Below are 11415 nucleotides of genomic sequence, written 5' to 3' on the forward strand. Positions count from 1 at the left end.
GCCTCGCGCCGCCGCCGCAGCGCCGCGATCGCCGCGAGGTCGGCGAGGCGCGCGCCCTCCTCCGACGGCCCGTCGGCGGCCGGGGCGGGCTCGCCCGGCGGCTCGAGCCGCTCGAAGCCGTCGGGCCGCCTCACGCCTCGTCGACCTCCTCGAGCGCCGACAGCACCTGCGGGATGATGCGGTAGACGTCGCCGCACGAGAGCGTGACGATGATGTCGCCCTCGCGCGCGAGCTCGGCGGCACGCCGAGCGGCCTGCTCCCAGTCGGGGAGGAAGTCGACGTCGGCCGGGTCCGCGAAGCGGTCGGCGACGAGCGCCCCCGTGACCCCGGGGATCGGGTCCTCGCGGGCGCCGTACACGTCGAGCACGACCGTGTGGTCGGCCACGCGCTCGTACACGGCTGCGAACTCGCCCGCCATGTCGCGCGTGCGCGAGTACAGGTGCGGCTGGTGGATCGCGATGATGCGGCCGTCGCCGATGACGCTGCGCGCCGCGGTGAGCGCCGCGTCGACCTCGGCCGGGTGGTGCGCGTAGTCGTCGAACACGCGCACGCCCCGACGCTCGCCGTGGAGCTCGAAGCGGCGGCCGGTGCCGGTGAAGGCCGCCAGGGCGCGGGCCGCGCGCGCGGGCTCGGCACCCAGGGCGACGAGCGTCGCGAGAGCGCCCGCGGCGTTGACGGCGTTGTGCCGGCCCGGCACGCCTGCCGAGAGCTCGAGCCGCTCCCGCGCGACCTCGACCGTGCACGTCGCCTGCTCGCCGAGGCGGATGTCGAGGATCCGCACGTCGGCGCCGTCCGCCTCGCCGAACGTGATGACGCGCTCGTGCGCGATCGACTCGCGCACCCGGCGCGCGCCCGGGTCGTCGATCGAGATGACGACCGCCTCGCTCGCGCGGTTCGCGAACTCGGCGAAGGCGGCGTCGAACGCCTCGGGGCTCCCGTAGTGGTCGAGGTGGTCGGTGTCGACGTTCGTGATGAGCGCGACCGCGACGTTGTAGAGCAGGAACGATCCGTCGGACTCGTCCGCCTCGAGCAGGAACACGTCGGAGGAGCCGTGGCCGCTCGAGGCGCCGAGCCCGCCGATGACGCCGCCGTTGACGAAGCCCGCGTCGATGCCGAGGCCCTGCAGGCCGACCACGAGCATCCCCGTCGTCGTCGTCTTGCCGTGCGCGCCCGCGACCGCCACGACGCGCTTGCCGCGCGCGAGCACGTGGAGCGCCTGGGAGCGGTGGAGCACGGGGATGCCGTGCTCGCGAGCGGCGAGGAGCTCGGGGTTGTCGGGCCACAGCGCGCTCGTGACGACCACCGCGTCCGCTCGGCGCTCCCCCTCGACGGGGAGGTTGGCGGCGTCGTGCCCGATCGCGACGACCGCGCCGCGCTCGCGCAGCCGATCGACGGTCGCCGAGCCCGAGCGGTCGGAGCCCGACACGGCGATGCCCTCGTCGAGCATCATGTGCGCGATGCCCGACATGCCGGAGCCGCCGATGCCGATGAAGTGGATGCGCTCGATCGTCTCGGGGATCGGCTGGGTCAGGTCTGGTTCGATCACGGCTGCCTCCTCGTGGCGGCGGCCCGCTCGATGAGATCGCACATCCGGTCGCTGCCGTCGGTCGCGCCGGCTCCCGCGCTGGCGGAGGCCATCGCCGCGAGGCGATCGGCGTCCCGCAGCAGCGGCACGAGCCGCGCGCGCACCCATTCTGCCGTGAAGTCGCGATCGGCGACGAGCTCGGCTCCCCCGGCCGCGACCTGGTCGGCCGCGTTGAGGCCCTGCTCGCCGTTGCCGTACGGCAGCGGCACGTAGATCGCCGGGAGCCCCACGGCCATGAGCTCGGAGACCGTGAGGCTGCCCGCGCGGCAGACCACGAGGTCGGCCGCGGCGAGCGCGAGGTGCATGCGGTCGAGGTACTCGATCGCGACGTAGTGCGGCACGGTCGCCGGCTCGAAGTCGGTCTGCCTGCCGCCGGAGAGGTGGAGGATCTGCCAGCCGGCGTCGACGATGTCGGCCGCGGCGGCCACGATCGCGCGGTTGATCGAGCGCGCGCCCTGGGAGCCGCCGGTCACGAGCAGCGTGGGCCGGTCGGCGTCGAGGCCGAGCTCCGCGAGGGCCTGCGGCTTGAGCGCTGCGCGGTCGAGGCCCGTGATCTCGGGCCGCAGCGGCATGCCGACGAGCTCGCCCTCGAGCGCGGTCGAGCGGTACGAGATGCCGACGAACCGCGTCCACCGGGCGCCGAGCAGGTTCGCCATGCCCGGCTTCGCGTTCGCCTCGTGGATGACGATCGGCACGCGCTCGAGCCGCGCTGCGCGGTAGGCGGGCGCGGAGGCGTAGCCGCCGAACCCCACGACGACCTCGATGCCGCGGTCGCGGATGAGCGCGCGCACCTCCGCGACGGCACGGCGCCAGCGGGCCGGGAAGCGCAGCGCGGCGAGGTCGGGTCGGCGCGGGAAGGGCAGCTTCTCGATCGTCACGAGCTCGAGGCCCGCGCGCGGCACGAGCTCGCGCTCGAGCCCCTCGCGGGTGCCCAGCACGGTCAGCGCCGCGTCGGGGTGGCGCTCGAGGAGCCGCTGGGCGGTCGCGAGCAGCGGGTTCACGTGGCCGGCGGTGCCGCCGCCGGCGAGCAGCGCGCGCACGTCAGGCCCGCCCGTGCGCGGCGAGCTCCGCGTGCACGCCCGGGTTGTCCACGCGCTCGAGCGAGAGCACGATGCCGACGACGAGCAGCGCGGCGATGAGCTGCGAGCCGCCCGAGGAGATGAACGGGAGCGGCACGCCGAGGACCGGCAGCACACCGAGCACGACGCCGATGTTCACGATCGCCTGGCCGACGAGCCACACCATCGCGGCGCCGGTCACGACCCGCGTCATCTGCATCCGCGCCTGGCGCACGATGCGCAGCATCGTCCATGCGAGCAGCGCGAACAGGGCGAGCACGACGACTGCCCCGAGGAGCCCGAGCTCCTCGCCGATGATGGCGAAGATGTAGTCGTTGTCGGCCTCCGGGAGCCACGACCACTTGGCGTGCGAGTTGCCGAGCCCGACGCCGAAGAGACCCCCGGCCGAGAGCGCCCAGGTGCCGTGCAGCTGCTGCCAGCAGCCCGAGTAGTAGTCGGCGTCGGTGCAGCCCTGCAGGAACGCGGTGACTCGACGCACTCGCGAGGGGCTCGAGAGCACGACGGGTATGGCGAGCAGTCCGACCCCGAGCGCGGGCAGCAGCAGGTGCCACCAGCGGACGCCCGCGAACCAGAGCGCGCCGAACGACAGCAGCGCCATGATGACGACGGTGCCGAGGTCGCTGCCGAGCAGCACGAGCCCGATGGAGAGGCCGGCGACGGGACCCGCGGGGATCCACGCCTGCCAGAAGCTGTGGATGCGCGCCTGCTTGCGGGTCATGATCATCGCGAGCCACACGCACAGCGCGACCTTCACGAACTCCGAGGGCTGCATCGACAGCGGTCCGATCGCGAGCCAGTTGCGGTTGCCGTTCGCGCCGAAGCCGAGCGGGGTGAACACGAGCACCTGGAGCACGATGCCGAGCATGATCGCGAGCCACGCGATCCGCTGCCACGTCGTCGCGGGCAGCCGCGCGGCGAGCAGCATGAGGACGACGCCGACGGCTGCGAACGCGCCCTGCTTCGCGAAGTCGGTGAAGAAGGAGCCGCCTGCGACGTAGCTCTCGACCGACGACGACGAGAGCACCATGATGAGCCCGAACACGGCGAGGAACAGCGTCGTGCCCGTGAGCAGCGCGGCGTTGAGCGTCGGCGCCCCGAAGACGGCGCGGACGCGCACGAGCACCCGCCGGCCCATCCCGGCGGCGCCGGCCTCAGTCGCCGGAGCGGGAGCCGTCGTGGTCGCCACGTGCCCCCCTCTCCCGAACCGCGTCGGCGAACCGGTCGCCGCGCTCCGCGTAGTCCTTGAACTGGTCCATGGATGCTGCCGCCGGCGCGAGCAGGACCGTCACGCCCGGCACGGCGTGCGACGCGGCCGCCTCGACGGCCAGCCGCATCACCGATCCAGTGTCGGCCGTGTCGACCTCGACGAGCGGGATGCCGGGCGCGTGTCGCGCGAACGCCTCGAGCACGGGCGCGCGGTCGGCGCCGATCGCGACGACCGCGACGAGCCGGCCGGCGTGCCGCTCGACGAGCGGCGCGACGTCGGCGCCCTTGAAGAGGCCCCCGACGATCCACACGACCCGGTCGAACGCGCTGAGCGAGCCCTCGGCCGCGTGGGGGTTCGTGGCTTTCGAGTCGTCGACGAAGCGCACCCCGCCGAGCTCGGCGACGAGCTCGGTGCGGTGGCGGTCGAGCCGGAAGGAGCGCACCGCCGCGAGCACGTGCGCGGGCTCGGCGCCGAACGCGCGCGCGAGCGCCGCCGCGGCGAGCACGTTGCGCGTCATGTGCGGGGAGCGCAGCCCCGCGGGCGCGAGGTCGTCGAGGTGCGCGAGCTCGAGCGCGCTCGTGCGCCGCTCCTCGAGGAACGCGCGGTCGACGAGCACGCCCTCGACGAGCCCGAGCTCGCTCGGGCCCGGCACGCCGAGCGTGAAGCCGATCGCGCGGCAGCCCTCCTCGACCTCGGCCTCCTCGACGAGCCGCCGCGTCGCGGCGTCCTCGACGCTGTAGACCGCGGCGACCCGGGCGCTGCCGTACACCTTCCCCTTGGCCGCGCGGTACGCATCCGCCGACCCGTGCCAGTCGAGGTGGTCGTCGTCGATGTTGAGGCACGCGGCGGAGTGCGGGTGGAGCGCACCGGGGCCCTCGAGGGGCAGCGCGTGCAGCTGGAAGCTCGACAGCTCGACGACGAGCACGTCGAAGCCCTCGGGGTCACGCACGGCGTCGAGCACGGGCGTGCCGATGTTGCCCACCGGGGCGACGCGCAGCCCGGCCTCGCGCAGCATGTGCGCGGCGAGCTGCGTCGTCGTCGTCTTGCCGTTCGTGCCGGTGACGAGCAGCCACTCGGCCGCGCGCACCTTGTCGCGCACGCGCCAGGCGAGCTCGATGTCGCCCCACACGGGGATGCGCCGCTCGGCAGCCGCGAGCAGCCACGGGTGGTCGGGGCGCAGGCCGGGCGATGCGACGACGAGCTCCGCATCGCCGAGGGCCGCGGGGATCTCGTTGCGCGGCGTCTCGAGGATCGGGACGCCGAGGACGCCGAGGATGCGGCGCCGCTCGTCGTCGACGCGCTCCGCGACCGCGGTCACCCGGGCGCCGAGCTCGGCGAGGGTGTCGACGGCGGCGAAGCCGCTCACTCCGAGCCCGAGCACCGCGACGCGCAGGCCCCGCCAGTCGGCGTGCCACGAGGTGAGGTCGTCGAGGCGGCTCATGCGGTCGTGATCTGCCACTGGAAGTAGAAGAGCCCCACGCCGGCGGCGACGCACAGGCCGGCGATGATCCAGAACCGCACGACGACGGTGATCTCGGCCCACCCCTTGAGCTCGAAGTGGTGGTGCAGCGGGCTCATGAGGAAGATGCGCTTGCCGCCCGTGACGCGGAAGTACGCGCGCTGCAGGATGACCGAGCCGGTCGTGATGATCGGCAGGCCCGCGATGAGGATGAGCAGCAGGTGCGTGTCGGTCATGACGGCGAGGCCCGCGAGCGCGCCGCCGAGCGCGAGGGAGCCGACGTCGCCCATGAAGACCTGCGCGGGGCTCGTGTTCCACCACAGGAAGCCGATGAGCGCCGCCGCGATCGTCGCGGCGAGCGTCGCGACGTCGAGCGGCTGCTGCACGTCGTAGCAGCGGAAGAGGTCCTCCTCCGCCGCGCCGGGCGGGAAGCACGACTGGTTGAACTGCCAGAACGCGATGAACGCGTAGCCGACCATCGAGAGGATCATCGCGCCCGTCGCGAGCCCGTCGAGCCCGTCCGTGACGTTGACCGCGTTGGCCGCCGACACGTTGATGAGCGTGATCCACAGCACGAAGAGGATGCCGCCGACCGCGCCCCACGGCGCGAGGTCGAGCCACGGGATGTCGCGGACGCCCGAGATCACCGGGTCGACGACGGGGTGACCGGCGGGCCCCGCGGGGACGGTGATCGCGAGCACCCCGAACGCGACCGACACGACGAGCTGCCCGAGCACCTTCGCCCAGCCGCCGAGGCCGAGCGAGCGCTGGTTGGAGATCTTGAGGTAGTCGTCGATGAAGCCCACGACGCCCATGCCGACGATGAGCAGCAGCACGAGCAGCGCGGGCATCGACGGCGCGTCCCGGCCGAGCAGCTTGCCGCCGAAGTAGCCGGCGAGGATCGCGACGATGAAGATGAGCCCGCCCATCGTGGGCGTGCCGCGCTTGGTGTGGTGCGACTGCGGGCCGTCGTCGCGGATGAACTGGCCCCACCCGATGCGCGAGAAGCCGCGGATGAACAGCGGCGTCGCGAGCAGCGAGACGAGCAGCGCGATGCCGGCCGAGGCGATGAGCACGAGCATCTACACGCCTCCGATGCGGTCGCCGAGGTCCTTGAGCCCCGCCGAGAGCGACGACTTGACGAGCACGACGTCGCCCTCCTCGAGGCTCGAGCGCAGCAGCGCCTCCGCCTCGTCCGCGGTCTCGACCCACGCGGTGTCCTGGCCGAACGACGACTCGAGCTCCGCCGCGTCGTGGATCGCCTTCGCCCCGGAGCCGACGACCACGAGCCGGTCGATGCGCACGCGCACCGCGAGCCTGCCGATGCGGTCGTGCTCCTCGGCCGAGAGCGCGCCGAGCTCGCCCATCTCGCCGAGCACGGCGATCGACCGCCGCCCGGCGCCGCGCGTCATGTGCGCGAGCGAGCGGATCGCCGCGGCCATCGAGTCGGGGCTCGCGTTGTAGGCGTCGTTGATGACGGTGATGCCGCCGCCGGGCTCGAGGAGCTCCATGCGCCAGCGCTCGGCGCGCGGGAGGGAGCCGAGCGCCTCGATCGCCTCGGGCAGGTCGGCGCCGAGCGCGTCGGCGACCGTGAGCGCCGCGAGCGCGTTCATCACGTGGTGCTCGCCGAGGATGCGCAGGCGCAGGCGCCACGACTCGTCGCCGCGGTGGATGGTCGCGACGGTGCCCTCGAGCGTCGAGTCGACGTCGCTCGCCCAGAGCCGCGTCGGGTCGTCCGCGGGACCCGGGTCGGTGCCGAACCAGTGGATGCGCGCACGGGTGGCGGCGGACATGCCCGCGACGCGCTCGTCGTCGCGGTTGAGCACCGCGACGTGGTCGGGCCGGAGGTCCTGCACCATCTCGGTCTTCGCGCGGGTCGTCGCCTCGACGCCGCCGAACTCGCCGGCGTGGGCGAGCCCGACCTTGAGGACCACGCCGATGTCGGGATGCGACATGGCGGTGAGGCGAGCGATGTCGCCGACGTAGCTCGCACCCATCTCGAGCACGAGGTAGCGGGTCGTCTCGTCGATGCGGAGCATCGTCATCGGAGCGCCGACCTCGTTGTTGAACGACTTGACGGGGCTCACCGTCGGCCCGCGCCGCTCGAGGATCGCCTGCAGCATGTTCTTCGTCGTCGTCTTGCCGTTCGAGCCGGTCACGCCGATGACCGTGAGCTCGCCCGCCTCGCGCACGCGGCGGATCACCTCGGCCGCGAGCGCTCCGAGGGCGACGACGCCGGAGTCGACCACGACGTGCGGGACGTCCTGGTCGAGCGGGCGCTCGGCGACGACGAGCGCGGCGCCGGCCGCGACGGCCGCGTCGACGAACCGGTGCCCGTCGGTCGTCTCGCCGGGCATCGCGAAGAACGCGCCGCCGGGCGTCACGAGCCGCGAGTCGGTCTCGACGGAGCCCGTCACCTCGACGTCGTCGCCGTGGAGCGTCCCGCCGACGGCCTGCGCGATCTCGCGCGCGCGCATCCGCAGCATCAGCGCACGTCCCGCGGGGCGCGCTCGGCGACGCGCTCGTGGTGCACGGGCCAGCCGGCCTCCTCGAGGGCGCGCCGCGCCTCGGCGCGCGCGTCGAACGGCTCCCGCACGCCCGCGACGTCGCGGTAGTCGGCGTCGCCGGGGCCGGCCCACAGCACGGTGTCGCCCGGCCCCGCGAGCGCGAGCGCCTCGCGGATCGCCGCCTCCTCGGGCGACGACTCGATGACCGGCTTGTCGCCGGCGGCGGCGCGAGCTCCCTCGAGCACCTGGGCGCGGATGCTCGCGGCGTCCTCCGTGCGCGGGTTGAAGTCGGTCACGACCACGGCGTCGGCGAGCTCGGCCGCGATGCGGCCCATGTCGGCGCGCTTCGTCGCGTCGCGGTCGCCGTCGGCGCCGAAGAGCATGATGAGCCGGCCGTCGGTGACCCGGCGGAGCGCCTCGAGCGTCTGCGCGAACGCGTCGGGGCTGTGGCCGTAGTCGACGAAGACCGTCGGACCGCTCTCGCCGGAGACGCGCTCGATGCGGCCGGGCAGCGTCGGGCGCATGCCGCGGTCGATGACCTCGGCGATCGCCTCCATCTCGAAGCCGTCCTCGACGAGCATGAGGATGGCGATCGCGGCGTCGATCGCCATGTGGCGCCCGATGAACGGGATCTGCACCTCGATCGCGCCGCCGTCGATGCCCGTGAGCGTGAACGACGTCGAGGTCGCCGTCTCCTCCCAGAGGCGCACGTGCCAGTCGGCGTCGATGCCGGGCTCGCTCGCGACGGTCGTGACGGGGATGCGGCTGCGCTCGGCGATGCGGCGGCCCCACTCGGAGTCGACGCACACGACGCCCCGCTCTGCGCGATCGGGCGTGAACAGCTCGAGCTTGACGTCGAAGTACGCCTCCATCGAGCCGTAGTCGTCGAGGTGGTCGTGGCTGAGGTTCGTGAACGCGACGACGTCGAAGACGACCCCGTCGACGCGGTGGCGCTCGATCGCCTGCGCGCTCACCTCCAGCACCGCGGCCCGCACGCCCGCCTCGCGCATCCGGGCGAGCAGCGCGTGCAGCTCGCTCGCCTCGGGCGTCGTGAGCTTCGAGGTGACGATGAGGTCGCCGACGTGCCGCTCGGCGGTCGTCGAGAGCCCCGTGACGAAGCCGAGGTCGGCGAGCAGGCCCTCGAGCATGAAGGACGTCGACGTCTTGCCGTTCGTGCCCGTGACGCCGAAGAGCTTCGGGCGGTCCTCGCCCGTCCGGTAGACCCACGCGGCGATCTCGCCGAGCGCCGCTCGCGGGTCGTCGACGACGATGACGGGCGCGCCCGCGTCGAGGAGCGCGGCACCGGCAGCGTCGGTCACGACCGCGACGGCGCCCGCGTCGAGCGCCGCGCGCGCGAACTCCGCCCCGTGGCGGCGCGCGCCCGGGAGCGCGGCGAAGAGGTCGCCCGGCTGCACGTCGCCCGAGTCGAGCGTGACGCCGGTCACCTCGAGGCCGTCGAGGTCGGCCTCGACGGACAGCCCGAACTCCTCGACGAGGCCGGTGAGCGGTCGGGGCGCGGGATGCTCGGGTCGCAGGATCCTGGGGGTCACGGAGCCCACGGACATCCTCTCCTCGGTCTCTCGTTCAACGCTTCGTCATGGCTGATCGGCCGCCCACTCGAGCGGGATCTCCGGCTGCTGCGTGGTGCTCGGGGGCACGTCGAAGTGGCGGATCAGAAGGTTCACCATATCGTGGAAGGCCGGGATGGCCCCGCCGCTCGTGCGGATCGTCTGGGGGCTGTCGTACATGGTCAGGACCACGAACTGCGGGTCGTCGACCGGGAACACGCCCGCGACCGAGATCATCATGCGGTTCGGGTCGTAGCCCGAGCCGTCCTCGTACGCCATCTGCGCCGTGCCCGTCTTCGCGGCGATGCGGTAGCCGGCGATCGGGAACGTGTCGTAGCCGTAGTCGGTCACGACGTTCTCGAGCACCTCGAGGGTCTGGCGCGCGGTGGTGTCGCTCACGACGCGCTCGCCCTCGCCGACCTCCGGGGTCGTCGTGCTGCCCTCTGCGTCCGTGCAGCCCGCGATGAGCCGCGCGGGCAGGTGCACGCCGCCGTTCGCGAGCGCCTGGTAGGCGGATGCGAGCTGGATGGGGGTCGCCGCGATGCCCTGGCCGAAGAGCACGTTGAGCTTCGTCTGCGCGTCGAGGCTCTCGACGGGCCGCAGCGGCACGGCCTGCTCGCCGGCGAAGTCGACCGCGGTGCGCTCGCCGAAGCCGAACCGCTCGAGGTACTCGAAGTAGTCGCCGCGATCCATCTGCTCGGCGAGCCGCACCATGCCCGAGTTGGACGAGTTCACGAGGATGCCGGCCGCGGTCCACTGCTTGACCTCGTGCGAGACGGCGTCGCGCACGCGCACGCCCGGCGCGGTGTACGTCCACGGCACGCTCAGCTGGTCGCGCGGGGTGATGAGGCCGAGGTCGAGCATCGCCGCGAACGAGAAGGCCTTGAAGATCGAGCCCGGCTCGTACGCGGCGGTGAACGCGCGCGAGCCGCGGTCCCGGGCGTCGGATGCGGTGGGGTCGTTGGGGTCGACGGTGCTCGACTCGGCGACGGCCACGATCGAGCCGTCGGTGCGCATGACGATGCTCGTGCCGCTGCGCGCCCGCAGCTGCGACGTGTACTGCTGCGTGAGCTGCTGCACCTGGAACTGCACGTCGGCGTCGATCGTCAGCTGCACGGTGCCGCCGTCGACGGCGGGACGCGTCGTCATCGAGCCGGGGATCGGGGTGCCGTCGGCGCCGCGGTCGAAGACGCGCGCGCCGTGCTCCGCCGCGAGGCACTCCTGCTCGCTGCGCTCGATGCCCGCGAGCGGCTCGTCGGCGCCCATGAAGCCGACGAGGTTGCCGGCGACCGCCCCGGCGGGATAGACCCGCTGCGGGTTGAGGCGCAGGTACACGTAGGGCAGGTCGAGATCGCGCACGGCCTCGAACTGCGCGACGTCGAGCCCGCCCACGAGGAGCAGGTAGTCGGAGTCGGGATCCCGCTCGAGCTCCGCGAGGATCTTCGCCTGCAGGTCGGCCGGGTCCTCGTTCGTGATCGCGCCGATCCGGATGAGCGCCTCGCCCACCGTGAGCGTCGACTCGACGCTGTCGGTCTCGGGCTGCAGGTCGCGCGTGTAGCGCGGCGAGATCGTGAGGTCCCACCGGTCGACGCTCTCGGCGAGCACGGTGCCCGCGGCGTCCACGATCGCGCCGCGCGTGCCGTAGACGGTCTGCGAGACGCCGCGCCGCCCATCCGCCTCGGCGTTGAGCGCCTCGGCCCGCACGAGCTGGATGTCGGCGAGCCGGACGACGAAGGTCGCGAGCAGCGCGAACGTGAGGACCGCGACCACGATGGTGCGCAGCCGCGTCGAGCCGGGTGGGCGCTCCGCGGAGCGGGGAGCGCGCTGGGCCACGGTCACCTCCGCTTCCTGCTCGCCGGGCGAGCGTCGATCTCGTCGTGCACGGTACCGGCGCGCGGGCACCGCTCGGCCCAGGCGCGCCCGCGCCGCGTCACTCCTGGGCGGGCGTGGGCAGCAGCGTGCCCGGCGGGAGCGTCGTCGGCTCGACCGCCTGCGCGACCGGCGGCGCCG

General features: G+C 73.5%; 8 protein-coding genes. All 8 read right to left on the minus strand.

Translation table 11 applies throughout. The features are described 5' to 3' along the window. Window positions 1-130: 130 nt before the first annotated feature. The 8 genes from murC to NWP09_RS08250 are packed head-to-tail and all read right to left on the minus strand — an operon-like array spanning window position 131 to window position 11244. Window positions 131-1546, minus strand: coding sequence for a UDP-N-acetylmuramate--L-alanine ligase (gene murC / locus NWP09_RS08215; RefSeq protein ID WP_258275036.1), 1416 nt, complete (start codon window positions 1544-1546; stop codon window positions 131-133). Next, window positions 1543-2625: a glycosyltransferase gene (locus tag NWP09_RS08220; RefSeq protein WP_258275037.1), complete on the minus strand. Its 1083-nt coding sequence runs from the start codon at window positions 2623-2625 to the stop codon at window positions 1543-1545. Before NWP09_RS08220 ends, murC begins: the two co-directional genes overlap by 4 nt. 1 nt (window position 2626) lies before the next feature. Next, window positions 2627-3850 (minus strand): putative lipid II flippase FtsW, encoded by a 1224-nt coding sequence (ftsW, locus tag NWP09_RS08225; protein ID WP_258275038.1) that lies wholly within the window; start codon window positions 3848-3850, stop codon window positions 2627-2629. Continuing rightward, window positions 3816-5312: a UDP-N-acetylmuramoyl-L-alanine--D-glutamate ligase gene (gene murD, locus NWP09_RS08230; protein WP_258275039.1), complete on the minus strand. Its 1497-nt coding sequence runs from the start codon at window positions 5310-5312 to the stop codon at window positions 3816-3818. The genes ftsW and murD overlap by 35 nt, the downstream gene beginning before the upstream one ends. Next, window positions 5309-6412, minus strand: a complete 1104-nt coding sequence (gene mraY, locus NWP09_RS08235; RefSeq protein ID WP_258275040.1) for a phospho-N-acetylmuramoyl-pentapeptide-transferase — start codon at window positions 6410-6412, stop codon at window positions 5309-5311. The genes murD and mraY overlap by 4 nt, the downstream gene beginning before the upstream one ends. After that, complete coding sequence (murF, locus tag NWP09_RS08240) at window positions 6413-7816, minus strand: UDP-N-acetylmuramoyl-tripeptide--D-alanyl-D-alanine ligase (protein ID WP_258275041.1); 1404 nt, start codon at window positions 7814-7816, stop codon at window positions 6413-6415. Beyond that, complete coding sequence (locus NWP09_RS08245) at window positions 7816-9387, minus strand: UDP-N-acetylmuramoyl-L-alanyl-D-glutamate--2,6-diaminopimelate ligase (RefSeq protein ID WP_309137109.1); 1572 nt, start codon at window positions 9385-9387, stop codon at window positions 7816-7818. The genes murF and NWP09_RS08245 overlap by 1 nt, the downstream gene beginning before the upstream one ends. Window positions 9388-9432: 45 nt before the next feature. After that, on the minus strand, window positions 9433-11244 hold the full coding sequence (locus NWP09_RS08250; protein WP_258275043.1) for a penicillin-binding protein 2: 1812 nt from the start codon (window positions 11242-11244) through the stop codon (window positions 9433-9435). Between the last annotated feature and the right edge of the window lie 171 nt (window positions 11245-11415).

The organism is Agrococcus sp. HG114, assembly GCF_024723325.1.
In the GTDB taxonomy this organism is placed as follows: Bacteria; Actinomycetota; Actinomycetes; order Actinomycetales; family Microbacteriaceae; genus Agrococcus.

What these genes read in the sequence shown, in the direction of transcription:
- murD (WP_258275039.1), bottom strand. Translation starts at nt 5,312, where the DNA reads ATGAGCCGCCTCGACGACCTCACCTCGTGGCACGCCGACTGGCGGGGC.
- mraY (WP_258275040.1), bottom strand. Translation starts at nt 6,412, where the DNA reads ATGCTCGTGCTCATCGCCTCGGCCGGCATCGCGCTGCTCGTCTCGCTG.
- murF (WP_258275041.1), bottom strand. Translation starts at nt 7,816, where the DNA reads ATGCTGCGGATGCGCGCGCGCGAGATCGCGCAGGCCGTCGGCGGGACG.